At 61.6% G+C, this 15,502-nt stretch carries 16 protein-coding genes; 10 read left to right on the plus strand and 6 right to left on the minus strand.

Features of this window, described 5'->3' with window-relative positions:
• Positions 1–3: 3 nt before the first annotated feature.
• From G7016_RS07415 to G7016_RS07430, 4 genes are all read left to right on the plus strand, one after another.
• On the plus strand, positions 4–489 hold the full coding sequence (locus tag G7016_RS07415) for a flavin reductase family protein (protein WP_181112320.1): 486 nt from the start codon (positions 4–6) through the stop codon (positions 487–489).
• Between the two features lie 24 nt (positions 490–513).
• Positions 514–1,965, plus strand: a complete 1,452-nt coding sequence (locus G7016_RS07420) for an NAD-dependent succinate-semialdehyde dehydrogenase (protein WP_181112322.1) — start codon at positions 514–516, stop codon at positions 1,963–1,965.
• A gap of 76 nt (positions 1,966–2,041) precedes the next feature.
• Positions 2,042–2,794 (plus strand): GntR family transcriptional regulator, encoded by a 753-nt coding sequence (locus G7016_RS07425; protein ID WP_181112324.1) that lies wholly within the window; start codon positions 2,042–2,044, stop codon positions 2,792–2,794.
• Between the two features lies 1 nt (position 2,795).
• Positions 2,796–3,359, plus strand: a complete 564-nt coding sequence (locus G7016_RS07430; RefSeq protein WP_181112326.1) for an NUDIX hydrolase — start codon at positions 2,796–2,798, stop codon at positions 3,357–3,359.
• 45 nt (positions 3,360–3,404) lie between these two features.
• Here the strand turns inward: G7016_RS07430 and G7016_RS07435 are convergent, their stop codons facing one another.
• Entirely contained in the window at positions 3,405–3,692 is a 288-nt protein-coding gene (locus G7016_RS07435) for a DUF1330 domain-containing protein (RefSeq protein WP_181112328.1), read from the minus strand.
• Positions 3,693–3,764: 72 nt separating this feature from the next.
• Between G7016_RS07435 and ribBA the strand changes: the two genes are divergently transcribed.
• The 5 genes from ribBA (at position 3,765) to G7016_RS07460 (ending at position 8,978) form a co-directional block, all read left to right on the plus strand.
• Complete coding sequence (gene ribBA / locus G7016_RS07440; protein ID WP_181112330.1) at positions 3,765–4,877, plus strand: bifunctional 3,4-dihydroxy-2-butanone-4-phosphate synthase/GTP cyclohydrolase II; 1,113 nt, start codon at positions 3,765–3,767, stop codon at positions 4,875–4,877.
• Positions 4,878–5,090: 213 nt separating this feature from the next.
• Positions 5,091–6,116 carry an ABC transporter substrate-binding protein gene (locus G7016_RS07445; RefSeq protein ID WP_181112332.1) on the plus strand — a complete coding sequence of 342 codons (1,026 nt, stop codon included), beginning with the start codon at positions 5,091–5,093 and terminating at the stop codon, positions 6,114–6,116.
• On the plus strand, positions 6,101–7,021 hold the full coding sequence (locus tag G7016_RS07450) for an ABC transporter permease (RefSeq protein WP_181112334.1): 921 nt from the start codon (positions 6,101–6,103) through the stop codon (positions 7,019–7,021). Before G7016_RS07445 ends, G7016_RS07450 begins: the two co-directional genes overlap by 16 nt.
• A gap of 5 nt (positions 7,022–7,026) precedes the next feature.
• Complete coding sequence (locus tag G7016_RS07455) at positions 7,027–7,848, plus strand: ABC transporter permease (RefSeq protein WP_181112336.1); 822 nt, start codon at positions 7,027–7,029, stop codon at positions 7,846–7,848.
• A complete protein-coding gene (locus tag G7016_RS07460) occupies positions 7,845–8,978 on the plus strand; it encodes an ABC transporter ATP-binding protein (RefSeq protein WP_181112338.1) in 1,134 nt (377 codons plus the stop codon). The genes G7016_RS07455 and G7016_RS07460 overlap by 4 nt, the downstream gene beginning before the upstream one ends.
• Positions 8,979–9,109: 131 nt before the next feature.
• On the opposite strand, the gene G7016_RS07465 is transcribed toward G7016_RS07460, so the two are convergent.
• The 5 genes from G7016_RS07465 to G7016_RS07485 all read right to left on the minus strand — a co-directional run bounded on the left by G7016_RS07465 (position 9,110) and on the right by G7016_RS07485 (position 14,092).
• The gene (locus G7016_RS07465; protein ID WP_181112340.1) at positions 9,110–9,373 is read right to left on the minus strand and encodes a helix-turn-helix transcriptional regulator; all 264 of its coding nucleotides are present in this window, start codon (positions 9,371–9,373) and stop codon (positions 9,110–9,112) included.
• A gap of 166 nt (positions 9,374–9,539) precedes the next feature.
• Positions 9,540–11,111: a calcium-binding protein gene (locus tag G7016_RS07470; RefSeq protein WP_181112342.1), complete on the minus strand. Its 1,572-nt coding sequence runs from the start codon at positions 11,109–11,111 to the stop codon at positions 9,540–9,542.
• Positions 11,112–11,196: 85 nt separating this feature from the next.
• Positions 11,197–11,547 (minus strand): carboxymuconolactone decarboxylase family protein, encoded by a 351-nt coding sequence (locus tag G7016_RS07475; RefSeq protein WP_181112344.1) that lies wholly within the window; start codon positions 11,545–11,547, stop codon positions 11,197–11,199.
• Positions 11,548–11,789: 242 nt separating this feature from the next.
• Complete coding sequence (locus G7016_RS07480) at positions 11,790–12,572, minus strand: alpha/beta fold hydrolase (protein WP_181112346.1); 783 nt, start codon at positions 12,570–12,572, stop codon at positions 11,790–11,792.
• Positions 12,573–12,691: 119 nt separating this feature from the next.
• Entirely contained in the window at positions 12,692–14,092 is a 1,401-nt protein-coding gene (locus G7016_RS07485; protein WP_181112348.1) for a serralysin family metalloprotease, read from the minus strand.
• 516 nt (positions 14,093–14,608) lie between these two features.
• Here G7016_RS07485 and G7016_RS07490 point away from each other — a divergent pair.
• A complete protein-coding gene (locus G7016_RS07490; protein ID WP_181112350.1) occupies positions 14,609–15,220 on the plus strand; it encodes a hypothetical protein in 612 nt (203 codons plus the stop codon).
• Positions 15,221–15,502 lie beyond the last annotated feature (282 nt).

Consider the following 15,502-nt stretch of genomic DNA (forward strand, 5'->3'; position numbering starts at 1 on the left):
GCAATGATCGAAGCCCAAGTATACAAAGAGGTGATGGCCTCCTTTCCGTCTGGCGTGACGGTGGTGACCACCCTGGACACCGAAGGTGACCTGGTCGGCATTACCGCCAGCGCCTTCAGTGCGCTCTCGCTGGACCCGGCCCTGGTGCTGTTCTGCCCTAACTACAGCTCCAACACCTACCCGGCGCTGCTCGAACGCAAGCATTTCGCGATCCACCTGCTATCTGGAGAGCAACAGGCGCAGGCGTTCGCCTTTGCCAGCAAAAGCAAGGAGAAGGCCCGTGAATTGCCTTGGACCCTCAGCGCCCTGGGCAACCCGATCCTCGAGGGCGCCACGGCGATCATCGAGTGCACGCTGTGGCGGGAATACGAAGGTGGCGACCACGCGATCATTGTGGGCGAGGTACAGAACCTGATCCTGCCCACCGACCCGGTTACGCCGATGATTTACCACCGCGGCAAGCTGGGCGCCCTGCCGGTGTTCTGCTGAAACTCTCACTTGAGGTAGCTGTGCATGATCAGCCTTTTTCGCGAGCAAGCATTCATTGCCGGCCGTTGGCGTGACGCCCTGGCTGGGCGCACCCAAGCGGTACATAACCCGGCGACCGGCGCGGTGGTGGGCCACGTGCCGGAATTCGGCGCGGCCGAGGCGCGGGAAGCGATCAGCGCCGCCGAAAGCGCCCTGCCCGCCTGGCGCGCCCTGAAGGCTGGGGACCGCGCCGCCTTCCTCAAGCGCTGGCACGCCCTGGTGCTGGAACACACCGAGGCACTGGCGGCCATTCTTGTGGCCGAGCAAGGCAAGCCGTTGGCTGAGGCGCGGGGTGAGATCCTCTACGCCGCCAGCTTTGTGGAGTGGTTCGCCGAAGAAGCGCGGCGGGTGTATGGCGACATTATCCCCAGCCACAAGGATGGCGCGCGCATCCTCGTCACCAAGGCGCCGGTGGGCGTGGTCGCGGCCATTACCCCGTGGAATTTCCCTGCGGCCATGGTGACCCGCAAGCTGGCGCCGGCGTTAGCCGCGGGTTGCACGTGCATTCTCAAGCCGGCCCCGGACACGCCCTTCACCGCGCTGGCACTTGTTGCGCTGGCCGAGGAAGCCGGCCTGCCTGCCGGAGTACTCAATGTAATCACCGGTGACGCCATCGCCATTGGCGCCGAATTGACGGCCAGCCCGGTAGTGAGAAAGCTGTCGTTCACCGGCTCCACCGCTGTGGGCAAACACTTGATGGCGCAGTGCGCGCCCACGTTGAAAAAACTGTCGCTGGAGCTGGGCGGCAATGCGCCCTTTATCGTGTTCGACGACGCCAACCTGGAAGCCGCCGTGGAAGGCGCCCTGCTGGCGAAGTTCCGCAACGCCGGGCAAACCTGCGTGTGCGTGAACCGCTTCCTGGTGCAGGCTGGGATTCACGACCAGTTTGTGGCGCGGCTGGCCGAACGCATGGGCGAGCTGGTAGTAGGCGAAGGTACGCAGCCTGGGGTTACCCAAGGGCCGCTGATCAACCAGGCGGCGGTGGTGAAAACCGAGCAGCACATCGCCGATGCGCTGGAACACGGGGCACGCCTGCTGTGCGGCGGGGAACGCCACGCGCTGGGCCACGGGTTTTTCCAGCCCACCCTGCTCAGTGAGGTCACCCCGGCCATGCGGGTAGCCCGCGAAGAAACCTTCGGCCCGTTGGCCGCGGTGTTTCGCTTCACTGACGAGCAAGAAGCGATCGCCTTGGCCAACGACACCGACTCGGGCCTTGCTGCCTATTGCTATACCCGAGACCTGGGCCGTGCGTTTCGTATGAGCGAAGCCCTGGAATACGGCATGGTGGGCATCAATGAAGGTTTGATTTCCACGGAAGTAGCGCCTTTCGGCGGGATCAAGGCGTCGGGGCTGGGGCGCGAAGGCTCGCGCTACGGCCTGGAGGACTACCTGGAGGTGCGCTATACGCTGATGGGTGGGCTTGCGGCCGGGGAATAGCCTGCCTAGCCTTGAGGTTCCGGCGTGCCAATGAAAAGATACGCACTCTCCGCTTTACCTGAGTTCAAGAGCACTTATGAAACGCACGCCACTCGACGACAGCTTCAAGGTCAATCGCAATCCCGTGACACTGCGCGAGATCGTGCTCGACAAACTTCGCAGCGCCATCATGAATTTCCAGCTTCTGCCGGGCGACCGCCTCGTGGAGCGGGACCTGTGCGATCGCCTGGGCGTGAGCCGCACGTCTGTGCGCGAAGCGCTGCGCCACCTGGAATCCGAAGGCCTGGTGGAGTTTGCCGACGCCAAGGGCCCTCGCGTGGCGATCATCACGCTGGAGGACGCCTGCAACATTTACGAGCTGCGCGCCGCGCTGGAGGGCCTGATCGTGCAGCTGTTCACCCTGCGCGCCAAGGCCAAGAACATCCGCGCACTGGAAAAAGCCCTTGCCGTGAACCGCCAGGCGCTGGAGGAAGGTGACCTGCCGCAGGTTCTGGACTCCGTTCAGGGCTTTTATGAGGTGCTGATGGAGGGCTGTGGCAACCAGGTAGCGGCCACCCAACTGCGCCAGCTCCAGGCCCGCATCAGCTACTTGCGCGCGACCTCGGTGTCCCAGGAAAACCGACGCGGCGCCAGTAACCATGAAATGGAAAAAATGGTGGAAGCGATCAAAAGCGGCGACCCGAAGGCCGCCTTCGAAGCGTCTGTGGATCATGTCCACGCCGCTGCACGGGTTGCGCTCGACTATCTGCGGCGCAAGCAGGAAAGCGACACCAAGCTGCCTGACATGATCGAACCCTTGGCTGTACCTCAGCCTGCGGTAGGCCGCTGACATGCCCGCGCCCCGCTATTGCTCGCAATGCGGCGGGGCCGACCTGCAACACGGCTGCCCACCCGGGGACACGCACTCACGGCTGTTATGTGCCACCTGCGGCTTCGTTCACTACGTAAACCCGAAGATCATCGCCGGCTGCATTGTGGAACACGAAGGCCGCTACCTGCTGAGCCAGCGCGCGATCGCGCCGCGGCCTGGGACCTGGACCCTCCCGGCAGGCTTCATGGAAGCCGGCGAAACCACGGAGCAGGCCGCGCTGCGGGAAGTGTGGGAGGAAACCGGGGTACAGGCCCGCATCGTCGCGCCCTACTCCATCTTCAGCGTGCCGCGCATCAGCGAGGTGTACATCGTGTTCCGCGCGGCGCTGGTGAGCATGGAAGACACCTGGGGCAGCGAATCCCTGGACCGGCGCCTGTTCCTGCCGGATGACATTCCCTGGGACAACATCTACTACCCGGCCATCCGGCAGATCCTCGAGCGTTACATCCACGAACGCGCGGCCGGGGTGTATGGGCTGTACATGGGCAATGACGAAGACGGGCAGGTTCATTTCGTGCGGTGAATCCTGGTGTTCCCGGGCTCCGCCCTCTCAACCATCACCCGCCGCTTACACGCCCTCCACAATAACGATCCTGGCGACTCCCGCCCCTTCCCGATGCGCCGCGGCCGCCTGGTACTCCGGCGAGTTGTAGCAAGCCACCGCCTGTTCGTAGGAATCGAACTCGATCACCACGTTGCGGGGCGCCGCCGGGCCGTTCTCCATGGCTTCACAGCGCCCGCCGCGGGCCAGGAAACGGCCGCCGTAACGCGCGAATGCCTCTGGCGCGCGGCTCGTGTATTGGGTGTATTGCTCCGGGTCGGTCACGTCCACGTGGGCGATCCAATAGCCTTTCATGCGGTGCTCCTCATCTCGGTTAATGTGTAATATGGTATACCAACTTATATCACTGCGCGTATCGAGAGTGCCATGCCGTTCGACAGCATAGAAGCAATCCTGGAAGACTACCGTCAAGGCAAGATGGTGTTGATGGTCGATGACGAAGACCGCGAGAACGAAGGCGACCTGCTGCTGGCGGCGGATTGCTGCAATGCGGCGGCAATCAACTTCATGGCCCGCGAGGCGCGAGGGCTTATTTGCCTTACCTTGACCGACGAGCACTGTCAGCGCCTTGGGCTTGAACAGATGGTGCCTACTAACGGCAGCGGTTTCAGCACCGCGTTCACCGTGGCCATCGAAGCGGCCACGGGTGTGTCCACCGGCATCTCCGCCGCAGACCGCGCTCGCACGGTCGCCGTTGCAGTACACCCGGAGTCCCGCGCCGAAGACATCGTGCAGCCGGGGCATATCTTCCCGGTGCGAGCACGCGACGGCGGCGTGCTCACCCGCGCCGGCCATACCGAAGCGGGCTGCGACCTGGCGCGCCTGGCGGGCTTCACGCCGGCGTCGGTGATCGTGGAAGTGATGAACGATGACGGCAGCATGGCCCGCCGGCCCGACCTGGAAGCCTTTGCGCAGCGGCATGGCATTCGTATCGGCACCATCGCCGACCTGATCCATTACCGCCTGAGCACTGAGCACACGGTAAGGCGCATCGGCGAACGTGAACTGCCCACCGTGCACGGCACCTTCCGCCTGCTCACCTACGAAGATCGCATTACCGGCGGCGTGCACATGGCCATGGTGATGGGCCAACCGATGCGCAACCAACCCACGCTGGTGCGCGTGCATGCGATTGACCCGCTGCGTGACCTGGTGGGCGCCGAATACACGGGCCCGGCCAACTGGACCCTCTGGGCGGCGCTGCAAAAGGTGACCGAAGCGGGCCATGGGGTGGTGGTGATCCTCGCCCACCACGAATCCTCCCAGGCGCTGCTCGAACGGGTACCACAGCTGACCCAGGCGCCCAAGCGCTTTGCCCCGGGCGCCACGCGTACCTATTCGGAAACCGGCACCGGCGCCCAGATTTTGCAGGACCTGGGCGTAGGCAAGATTCGCCACCTGGGCCCGCCCATCAAGTACAACGGCTTGGCCGGCTATGACCTTGAAGTGGTGGAAAACCTACCTTTCGAGCCCGCCTGACAGCCGTAAAGCCCCTGTAACGACGGGAAGCTCTTGCGCAATTCTTGGAATACCATAATATGATATTCCAAGGCCAAAACTGATCCGCGCAGCTGTATCCACAATTACGCAGATCCCTGATTCGGCCACGCTTCACGTTCACTGAACCACTGCTCCCGAACAAACGCGGGTGCCATACAGCCCGCATAACCACAAGAAAGCGAGGGCGTAATCATGGTGTTTAGAAAACAGGCGGTCGCGGCATGCGTTGCCGGGTTGCTGACAATTGGCGGCGGCGCCTGCAACGCGGACGAAACCATGAGTTTCGTCAGCTGGGGCGGTTCCACCCAGGACGCCCAGCGCGATGCCTGGGCTTCCCCGTTCAGCAAGGCCAGCGGTGTGAACGTGGTGATGGACGGGCCGACCGACTACGGCAAACTCAAGGCCATGGTTGAAAGCGGCAACGTGCAATGGGACGTCGTGGATGTGGAAGCTGACTTCGCGCTCCGTGCCGCCGCAGAAGGGCTGCTGGAGCCGCTGGATTTCTCGGTGATCAAGCGCGACACGCTGGACCCGCGATTCGTGTCCGATAACGGCGTGGGCTCGTTCTACTTTTCTTTCGTACTGGGCTACAACGAAGGCAAGGTAGGCAGCACGCCGCCGCAATCCTGGGCGGCCCTGTTCGACACGGCCAAATACCCCGGCAAGCGCGCCCTGTACAAGTGGCCAAGCCCGGGTGTACTGGAACTGGCTTTGCTGGCTGACGGCGTAGCAGCGGACAAGTTGTACCCACTGGACCTGGACCGCGCCTTCAAGAAGCTGGATACCATCAAGCCCAACATCGTGTGGTGGGGCGGCGGCGCCCAGTCCCAGCAGCTGCTGGCCTCGGGTGAAGCCACGCTCGGGCAGTTCTGGAACGGGCGGATCTACGCCCTCCAGCAGGATGGCGCACCGGTGGGGGTGAGCTGGAAGCAGAACCTGGTAATGGCCGACTTCCTGGTCATTCCCAAAGGCTCGAAAAACAAGGCCGCCGCCATGCGCTTCCTCGCGGCGGCCAGCAGTGCCAAGGGCCAGGCGGATTTCTCCAACCTCACCGCCTATGCGCCTGTGAACAACGACAGCATCCCTCGCCTGGATTCGGCCCTGGCGCCTAACCTGCCCACCGCCTACGCCAAGGACCAGATCACCCTCGACTACGCATACTGGGCCAAGAACGGCCCGGCTATTGCCACACGGTGGAACGAATGGCTGGTCAAGTGAAGCTGCACACCGCTGCCCCGTTGCCGCTCCCTGGCGCCGCAACCCCTGCACGGCCTGTAGCCGGCAACGGTGAACGGCCCTGGCGCGGCAGTGGGAACCTGCTGCCGGCACTGGTTTTCCTCGGGCTGTTCTTTTTCGCGCCGTTGATTGGCCTGCTGCTGCGCGGGGTGCTGGAGCCCACCCCGGGGCTGGGCAATTACGAACAACTGTTCGCCAACTCCGCTTACGCGAGGGTGTTGCTCAACACCTTCTCCGTGGCCGGGCTGGTGACCGTGTTCAGCTTGCTGCTGGGCTTCCCGCTCGCCTGGGTAATCACCCTGGTACCGCGCGGTTGGGGCCGCTGGCTGTTGAACGTGGTGCTGCTGTCGATGTGGACCAGCCTGCTGGCACGTACCTATGCCTGGCTGGTGCTGCTGCAGGCCTCCGGTGTCATCAACAAGGCGCTGATGGCTCTGGGCATCATCGACCAGCCCTTGGAGATGGTGCACAACCTCACCGGCGTGGTGATCGGCATGACCTACATCATGATCCCGTTCATCGTGCTGCCGCTGCAGGCCACCATGCAGGCCATCGACCCCATGGTGATACAGGCCGGCGCGATCTGTGGCGCCACCCCCTGGACCAACTTCGTGCGAGTGTTCCTGCCACTGTGCCGCCCCGGGTTGTTCTCGGGCGCCCTCATGGTGTTCGTGATGTCGCTGGGGTACTACGTGACCCCTGCCCTGCTGGGTGGCGCGCAGAACATGATGCTGCCGGAGTTCATCGTGCAACAGGTGCAGTCCTTCCTCAACTGGGGCCTGGCCAGCGCTGCCGCGGCCTTGCTGGTGCTGATCACGCTGGTGCTGTTTTACGTCTATCTCAAGCTGCAGCCGGAGTCTCCGGTGGGCGCTGCCAACGGGAGGTAATGCACATGTTGCTCACTGCCAACGCCATGGGCCCGCGCCTGCGCTGGGGCCTTTATCTGTCCACCGGGGTGATTGCGCTGTTTCTGCTGTTGCCGGTGGTGTTCATCGTGTTGTTGTCGTTCGGCTCGTCCCAATGGCTGGTGTTTCCGCCACCGGGCTGGACGGTGAAATGGTATGCGCAGTTCTTCGCCAACGCCGAGTGGATGGCTGCGGCCTGGTCGAGCCTCAAGGTGGCCTTGCTGACCACCGTATTCGCGGTCGCGCTGGGGGTGCCGACGGCCTTTGCCCTGGTGCGTGGCCGCTTCGTGGGGCGTGAGCTGCTGTATGCGCTGTTCACCTTGCCGATGATCGTGCCGCTGGTGATCATCGCCGTGGCCGTGTACGCGCTGTTTCTCAAGCTGGGGCTCACCGGCACGCTGTTCTCCTTTGTGGTGAGCCATGTGATCGTGGCGCTGCCGTTCACCATCATCTCCATCATCAACTCGCTCAAACTGTTCGACCGTTCCATCGAGGACGCCGCGGTGATCTGCGGCGCCTCGCGGATACAGGCGATCCTGCGGGTAACGTTCCCCGGCATTCGGCCGGGGTTGGTCTCCGGGGGGCTGTTCGCGTTCCTGGTGTCCTGGGATGAGGTGGTGCTCAGCGTGATGATGGCCAGCCCTACCCTGCAAACGTTGCCTGTAAAAATGTGGACCACCCTTCGCCAGGACCTGACCCCGGTGATCGCCGTCGCTTCGACCTTGCTGATCGCCCTGTCGGTACTGGTCATGCTTATCGCCACCGGCCTGCGCCGCCGCAACGACGCCCGCGCTCTGGAGCTGCAATGAACGCCATCCTCAAGCCAACGCCGCACACCACGCTGGTCAGCCTGCGCCAGTTGAACAAGCACTATGGCGATTTTACCGCCGTGGACAACCTGTCGCTGGAGATCCAGGACGGCGAGTTCCTGACCTTCCTGGGGTCCAGCGGTTCTGGCAAAAGCACCACGTTGTCCATGCTCGCGGGCTTCGAAACGCCCAGCTCGGGTGAGATCGAAGTGGCCGGCCGCTCGCTGGTGAACGTGCCGCCGCACAAGCGGGATATCGGCATGGTGTTCCAGCGCTATTCGTTGTTCCCGCACATGTCAGTGCGCGACAACATTGCCTTCCCTTTGGCCATCCGCAAGCTGCCCGCCGCCGAGCGCGACAAGCGTGTGAACGCCATGCTCAAGCTGGTGCAGCTCGAAGCCTTCGCCCATCGCCGCCCGGCGCAATTGTCTGGCGGGCAGCAGCAACGCGTGGCCATTGCCCGCGCGCTGGTATACGAGCCACGCATCCTGCTGATGGACGAACCGCTGGGCGCGCTGGACAAAAAGCTGCGCGAAGACCTGCAAGACGAACTGCGCCACTTGCACCGGCGCCTGGGCATCACCATCGTGTACGTGACCCACGACCAGGAAGAAGCCATGCGGCTGTCCCAGCGCATCGCAATTTTCAGCCATGGCAAGGTGGTGGGCCTGGGCAGCGGCGTAGAGCTGTACCAGAACCCGCCCAATGCGTTCGTGGCCTCGTTCCTGGGCAACTCCAACTTCCTCCAGGCAACAGCCACGGGCAACGCGGGCGCGGTGTTCGAAGGCCAGGCTGTGAGCATTCGGCCACAGGCTCAAACCAGCAGCCAGCAACCGCTATTGCTGATGGTCCGCCCCGAGAAAGCCCTCGCCCTCAGCCAGGCCGCAGCCGCCGCCACGCCCCTGCCCCCGGGCTGGAATGAAGTGGCCGCTACAGTAAGCGAGGTGCTGTTCCTGGGCGAAAGCCAGACCTGCTCGGCCGTCACCGCCGGCGGCACCGCCCTTACGGTGAAGGCACTGTCCGCCAGCGGCATGGCGCTCACCCCGGGCGAAGCCGTTCGCGTGCGCTGGGCGGCGGGTGATGCTTGTGTGTATACGGAATGGGCGGCTGCGGATTTGAAGAAGGGGTGAGGGGATCTAGCGCTGGGCCGGGATCATTGTTCAGCGCTTCACGCCCGTGCCAGGAAGGTATTTCAGGACGTATTCATCGCGCTCTCGATAGAGCTTGGCGACGGTTCTGCCGCTGACCTGCACATCCAAAATCATTCCAAAGCCCCAGAGCGCTGTTCCGCCAGAATGTCTTCAACCGTTCGCTCATGGCCTGTCTTTACCAGCTTCAGGTCGTAGCCAGCGGCTTCCAGCAGGCGGACAAGTACAGAAACGCTCATATCCCCCTTGGCCAAGGTTTCCATGCGAGCTACCGTAGTGCGTGATACCCCTGCTCGGCTGGCCAGGGCATCCTGGCTCAAATGCGCCGTTGCACGAGCCTCTTTAAGCATTACGGCCACGTCATACAGAGTAGTCATTGTAGCCCCCAAGCATCAAAATCCCGTTACCGCACCCAAATTGTAGCCCGTGAGCTACAACCTTTCAACGCGACGTGATACTTACCGGTTAAATGTCAATGGGCAACCGACGGACCAGCGTGGGCGGTTTCGCATTTGAAGAAGGAGTAGGCAAGCGTGCCGGAGGTTATCCGGCTACGGCATGTTCGAGGGCTTCGACCCCGACCACGGTCACCTCAGGCATAGAGGCAGCGTGCGCATCGGGCGTAATGCTCGCCGCGGCAGCGGAGGCGGCGAAGGCAAAGTTGCGATCGCTCAGGTCGTGGGCGATGTCGCCCGCCATGGCAACCTCGAAGCGGTGCCCGTTGCCGTCGGCGTCGTAGTTCTTGAGGTAGGTGTAGGTGCCGACGGCGTTCACCTTGATCGCCACCGTGCCTTCATGGCCGTTGCCGATACCTGTGAAGCCCAGTGCTGTGAGGTCGATCAGGTCTTCGCCCGGGTTGAAATCCAGTACACGGTCACTGGCAGCCTTGGTCGCGGTGCGGTAGCTGTCGCCCACCGATAAGAAGCGGAACACGTCGCCATCATCGCCCCCGCTGAGCAGGTCACGGCCGTGGTTGCCCTGCAGCACGTCTTCCCCTGCCAAGCCTTGAATGGTTTCGGCGGTGTCGAGGCCAGCGAGGTCATCATCGCCAGGCGAGCCGTCAAGGTGGTTTTTGCCGCCCGGGCTGGCGAAGGTGGTATCGAGGCTGCCATCCGAGTTCAAGCGGATTACGCTGTAGTTTGAATCCGTGTCTCCACCCACGATGATCTTGCCGTCGGCCAGCACCGTGGCTGAGTGTGCGGAGCCGAACTCGCCCAGCACGGGGACGGATACCACGCCACTTGTACCGAAGCTGGTGTCGTAGCCGCCGTCGGCATTGAGCCGCACGATGTTTGCCGTATCGTATTCATACGAATTCCCGGACAAAACGACCTTGCCGTCGGCTTGCACGGTGATGCCGCCGTCACCGTAGCTCAGCAGGCTGGAATCAAAGCTGACCATGCCGTCATGGCCGAAGCGGGTGTCCAGCGAGCCGTCGGTATTCACCCGCATGACCGCATACGGGAACTCGTTCTGGAGCAGATTGCCAGCAACCAGCAGCTGGCCATTGGCAAGCACCTGAGCCTGTACAGCGTCGGAGCCCCACTCGACCGGGCTGGCAAACGTCAGGTAGCCATGGTCACCAAAGCTCTCGTCAGGCGTACCGTCCGCGTTCAGCCGCACCATATTGAGGTTGTCGGGATCCACCGTGGTCACCAGTACGGTGCCATTCTCCGCCGCGCTCACCGCACCATAGCTGCGCCCAATGTTGTCGGGGATGCTGGCTTGGGCGTTAGCGTTGAACTCGGCGTCTGGAACGCCAAGCGAACTCAGGCGGATAACGTCATAGTTGCCCTTGCCGCCGAAGTAGGGGCTGCTGACCAGTATCGAGCCGTCGGCCTGAACGGCCAGGCTGTATTTTTCATTTTCGAACGACACCTGGGCATCGATCAGCGCCCGGCCATAATCGCCAAAGGTCGTATCAAGGGTACCGTTGGCGTTAAGGCGAACCACCGAGTAATCGTAAGTGGTTTCTGAATCACCTTCGTGGGAACTGAAGCCTGCAATCAGGAGCTTGCCGTCGGCCTGCACGGCCACACTCTGGTTGAGCTCTTCGTCGCCGGCAACGTCGATCACCGCGCTACCGGGGGCAGTTCTGGAATAGGTGCCGGTCATGGTTCAACACCTGTGCAGGCCTGGGGTGCTTGAGTGTAGGTGCTATGTGCGGCACGCGCCTCACCGTGAAGCGCAGAGAAAACCCCTAGCCTTCTTGCAACGCCTGCCCCACCGCATCCAGCGCACGCACCGAATATACCAACGCGGCGCCGGTGTTCATGGCGATGGCCACACCCAGGGCTTCGGCAATCTCTTCCCGCGTGGCACCCTCCTTCACCGCTTCGGCCGAGTGCACGGCAATGCAGCCGTCACAGCGAGTGGTTACGGCCACCGCCAGGGAGATGAGTTGACGGGTCTTGGCGTCGAGGTGATTGGTCTTGCCGCCCGCGCCGCTGGCCGTCATATAGCCGTTGACCGAGTCCGGAGAGAGCTGCTTCAGCTCGCCAATGCCCGTCATCAACTGCGCCTTGTACTGTTTCCAGTCCATCATGATCAAACCCTCCTCAGGGTTGTATGAGTGCTCATGGCGACGACGTGGGGCTACTGGCGAGATACCTACTGCTGTTGAAGCGTCCGCTGGGCGGGCGCCCTTTCACTGTTTGACCAAACGCTCACGATCGTTCGTCCCAAGAGGTATAGGACACATTTGCATTGAAGGTGAGCCGCTTGGCGTGATTAGCCTGCAACGGGCCAAGGTTTGGGATTGATCCAAACCTGTAGCCCGATACGCCGGCTGCCTCAGCTCGCCTTAGCCGCCGCTTCGATCAGCTTGGCGACCGCGTCAGGGTTGGAGACCATTACCACGTGCGAGGCGCCTTTGACGACTACCGTCTGTTTGGAATGCGCCCGCTCGGCCATGAACTGCATGGCCTGGGGCGGGATATTCTTGTCTTTGTCACCGTAGATCCACCACGACGGGAGGGTTTTCCAGGCGGGTTCGGTGGCGGCTTCGTTGAGCGCCTCCTCGGTGACGGGCCGCTGCGTGGCGGCCATCAGGCGGGCATCTGCTTCGGGCACATCGGCAGCGAACTGGCTGTGGAACTTGCTTTGCTGGATGTACAGGTCTTTGCCTCCGCCCGCCAGTTCAACGGGTTTGGCCAGCGCGGGGCCGAGGGTTGCGCCTGGGAATTTCCCGCTGAGCGCCACCGCGCTTTCACCTACCTCCGGTGCAAAGGCGGCAACGTATACCAGCGCTTTCACATTAGCCTGCCCATAGGCGGCTTCGCTGATAACCGGGCCGCCGTAGGAGTGGCCCACGAGCACCACTGGGCTGTCGATGCCTTTGAGCAGGTTGGTGACCGATTCGGCGTCGCCTTTGAGGCTGCGCAAGGGGTTGGCGGCGGCAACGACGGTATAGCCGTCCTTTTCCAGCACCTTGATCACGCCATTCCAGCTGCTGGAGCCGGCGAAGGCGCCATGCACCAGCACGATGGTGGGTTTGGCAGCTGGGGCGGCGGCCATGCACAGGGGCGAAGCAACCATAGCCGTCGCAACGGCCAGCGCGGTCAGTAGCCTGTTCATTGTTATGTCCCTTTGAAGCCGCGCGACCATTCGCACGAAGCTTCACCCCAGCCTAACGGGCCGAGCGCCGCCGGGATTGCACGGCTGTGCTACGGTTTCGCCGACTCATCCGCCAACGGCTACACCAGCATGTCACCAACCTGGGCGTCGCCAAGGATCTTCAAGAAGAAGTCCGCGGCCTGGTCGCCATCGAAATCAATGGCAAGGCTGCTGCCATAGCCCGCTTCGCGCAGTACCGCCGCCCCGGCGGTGCCGTCCAGGGTCGATGCAAAATGAATGGTATCGCTGCCGTCCACAGGCAGCCCGGAAAGGTCGATACGGTCCTGGCCGCTCACAAAATCCATCAGCCGGTCGGGGGCGGCCTTGGTGGAGTCTGCCTCGGTGAAGTACACAAAGGTATCAGCGCCAGCGCCACCCCAGAGCTTGTCCGCCCCCTGCTCTCCCGCCAGAAGGTCATTACCGGCATTGCCCTTGAGCTCGTTCGCGCTTCCGTTGCCGATCAGGTAGTCGTTGCCCGAGCCGCTGAAGGCTTTCTCGATGTTCACACCCTGCGCGATGGACACGTTACCCATCAGCCCGCCCACGTCGGAGAAACCGGTGGGATGAAGGTCGATCCGTTGGTTGGTGTGGTAACCGGAAAAATCCAGCGTATCTACGCCACCGCCGTCCCACACCGAAAAAACGACCTTGCTGGCCGCCGAGGTTGCGATCATTTCTTCCCGGTTGCTGTTGGAATGAAAACCATACACCGTGCCGCCGCTGCGGGTATCCAGGTTGGCGCCGTACAGCAACTGCACCGAGGCAATGTCATCCAATAGCGGCGCTGAGGCGTAGGCACCTTTGAAGTTCTGCCCCGTCTCGGCTTCAGACCAGTAGCTCATTACGGTGTAGCCGGTGGAGTCCTCCTCGTACTCCTCGGCGAAACCGAGTTCGGGGTCGTAATTGACCGGGTGAGCAAGGCCCAGGTTGTGGCCAAGTTCGTGCACCAGTACTTGCCGCCCATAACTGTTGAGCGCGGCCTGGGCATTGTCCTGGTCGCTCGCGCTCACGTGATACCAGGATTCGCCATCATGCTCATCGCCGGTAGGGTAATAGGCAAAGGCGGTCGCACCGTTGGACGCCGAGTAGTTGGCAAGCGAGAGGTGGGCTTCGCCCCCGTTGGGCGCTTCCTTGAAGGTCAGGTTTGTAACGTCTGCCCATGAACGCATGGCGAGGCGAGCTTGCGCTTCCTGACGCTCTGAGAAGGCGCTGAAGTCCCCCAGGCTGGTGTCATAGTTGTCGGGCTGTTCCTGAGTAAAACTGTACGTCAGCGCCACCGTACCGTTATCGTTCGTATCGGCGATGCTGTAGCCATATCGGGTGATCTCAGCAGCCGCCTCGTCCACGGTGTAGGACGGATAATCGTCGTCCCAATGGGTTATACCTCGCTCATAGAGGTGCGAATAGTCGTCCAGGCGTTGATAAGCCTTGCTGGGTTTGGTCAGGTCCACAGCGGTTGCGGCGCGTTCGGCATCAGACATTGGGGAGGCCCCTGTCGGTAGGTATAGCGCGGGTGTTTGGAAAAGGGCCCTGGCCTGCGGCGGTCCTGGCCGGTCAGTTGACGTTGGCACAGGTTATGGCGCTGCGCTGGCGGATCTGCCCAATGGCGCAGTTGCGGCGATCGGCGGCCGAGCCCTGCCTGCCCAGTGCCCCCTACTGGCTCAAGGCGGCCTTTGGTCAGGGGCGGCTTTCGGCCAGAAGGATCATCCAGAGCTGAGTGGTCTTGGTTAAGCTGAGTCAACTCCATATCGTGAATTTTAAATGTATTTAAAACACGTCGAATCGGCTTCGAAAGGCCACCCCAACAAATTGCCTCAGCGGGTGGTCCCCAGGGTTGACCACCAGTAGAAATGTACTACCTTAAAAGAGGCTGCGCGGTTCAGAGCCGCTGCGTCACTCAGAGCGTATAGTTCTCGATACCAGCGAAAAAATTCTCGAACGTTAGGCTAGCTGGTTAGAAGCCTGGACTCCAGCCCCACAACATCAGTTAATAACTCATGAAAAATATACAGCTGAGTTTTTACCATCCTGACCTCGACATCATTTCCGATCGAACCCTGAGATCACTTCTCAAAAAAATATCGACCATTGCAAAGGAGATTCAGTACCAAGAGGTGATGTATATAATCAATAACAGTCAGGCGTCAGGACCAGAAAAGCAGTCTTTACGGGACAGGCTCAAAGGCCCCCTTCATCACAACGAAGCCTATTACGTCGAGAAAATAGAACGAGGCAGTTTGATCGTAACTGTCGCACTCAGCTCCGTGGCGCTCTGGTTTCTCCAGCATACGATCGGCGAATCTATAAAAGAAGCATGGCTTCAGCAGCAGATGCATAGGAATCTCGTCAGTTATCTGAGTTCACCTCTCAGGAAAACCGTTGTTGATCGCAACGTTGAGGTAGTACTAGGAGGCATGACGTTTGAAAGTTATGTGGTCGAAGATATTGAGAAGGTTGTTGTAGATGAGAACACCCTTATGATTAAGATTGCTTTGAAGACCCCTTTCAGAGTGCTCAAGAGAATCGAAGGCAACCCCGGAGTGATGAGCATTGATTCGATTATTGCTGACTCCGAAAAGATTATTGCCACGTTGGACGATAGAATCTGACAGATCACTTAGACCCCAGTCCCTTCCTCGCGTAGAAAACCCCACACCTTGCATAAGTACTATGTCAGCCCCCGTCTGACAGCTGCCACGGGAGGTGCAAAATACACGCATGCAGGTTGTCCATCACTCCCGCCAGGGTGGCTGGAACTTCCTAGCATAGGCGTTTACGCCCCGCAGCCCTTTCCCCATCTTCGGCTCCTGCCTTCGCTCGCCAACAGCCGATTAAAGCCAGCCAACACCCCAGCAGTTGACATAGATACGGGCCCATCAGCCGGGTATGAG

The organism is Pseudomonas japonica, from assembly GCF_013522925.1.
Classification (GTDB): domain Bacteria; phylum Pseudomonadota; class Gammaproteobacteria; order Pseudomonadales; family Pseudomonadaceae; genus Aquipseudomonas; species Aquipseudomonas japonica_A.

What these genes read in the sequence shown, in the direction of transcription:
- G7016_RS07415 (WP_181112320.1), top strand. Translation starts at nt 4, where the DNA reads ATGATCGAAGCCCAAGTATACAAAGAGGTGATGGCCTCCTTTCCGTCT.
- G7016_RS07420 (WP_181112322.1), top strand. Translation starts at nt 514, where the DNA reads ATGATCAGCCTTTTTCGCGAGCAAGCATTCATTGCCGGCCGTTGGCGT.
- G7016_RS07425 (WP_181112324.1), top strand. Translation starts at nt 2,042, where the DNA reads ATGAAACGCACGCCACTCGACGACAGCTTCAAGGTCAATCGCAATCCC.
- G7016_RS07430 (WP_181112326.1), top strand. Translation starts at nt 2,796, where the DNA reads ATGCCCGCGCCCCGCTATTGCTCGCAATGCGGCGGGGCCGACCTGCAA.
- G7016_RS07435 (WP_181112328.1), bottom strand. Translation starts at nt 3,692, where the DNA reads ATGAAAGGCTATTGGATCGCCCACGTGGACGTGACCGACCCGGAGCAA.
- ribBA (WP_181112330.1), top strand. Translation starts at nt 3,765, where the DNA reads ATGCCGTTCGACAGCATAGAAGCAATCCTGGAAGACTACCGTCAAGGC.
- G7016_RS07445 (WP_181112332.1), top strand. Translation starts at nt 5,091, where the DNA reads ATGGTGTTTAGAAAACAGGCGGTCGCGGCATGCGTTGCCGGGTTGCTG.
- G7016_RS07450 (WP_181112334.1), top strand. Translation starts at nt 6,101, where the DNA reads ATGGCTGGTCAAGTGAAGCTGCACACCGCTGCCCCGTTGCCGCTCCCT.
- G7016_RS07455 (WP_181112336.1), top strand. Translation starts at nt 7,027, where the DNA reads ATGTTGCTCACTGCCAACGCCATGGGCCCGCGCCTGCGCTGGGGCCTT.
- G7016_RS07460 (WP_181112338.1), top strand. Translation starts at nt 7,845, where the DNA reads ATGAACGCCATCCTCAAGCCAACGCCGCACACCACGCTGGTCAGCCTG.
- G7016_RS07465 (WP_181112340.1), bottom strand. Translation starts at nt 9,373, where the DNA reads ATGACTACTCTGTATGACGTGGCCGTAATGCTTAAAGAGGCTCGTGCA.
- G7016_RS07470 (WP_181112342.1), bottom strand. Translation starts at nt 11,111, where the DNA reads ATGACCGGCACCTATTCCAGAACTGCCCCCGGTAGCGCGGTGATCGAC.
- G7016_RS07480 (WP_181112346.1), bottom strand. Translation starts at nt 12,572, where the DNA reads ATGAACAGGCTACTGACCGCGCTGGCCGTTGCGACGGCTATGGTTGCT.
- G7016_RS07485 (WP_181112348.1), bottom strand. Translation starts at nt 14,092, where the DNA reads ATGTCTGATGCCGAACGCGCCGCAACCGCTGTGGACCTGACCAAACCC.
- G7016_RS07490 (WP_181112350.1), top strand. Translation starts at nt 14,609, where the DNA reads ATGAAAAATATACAGCTGAGTTTTTACCATCCTGACCTCGACATCATT.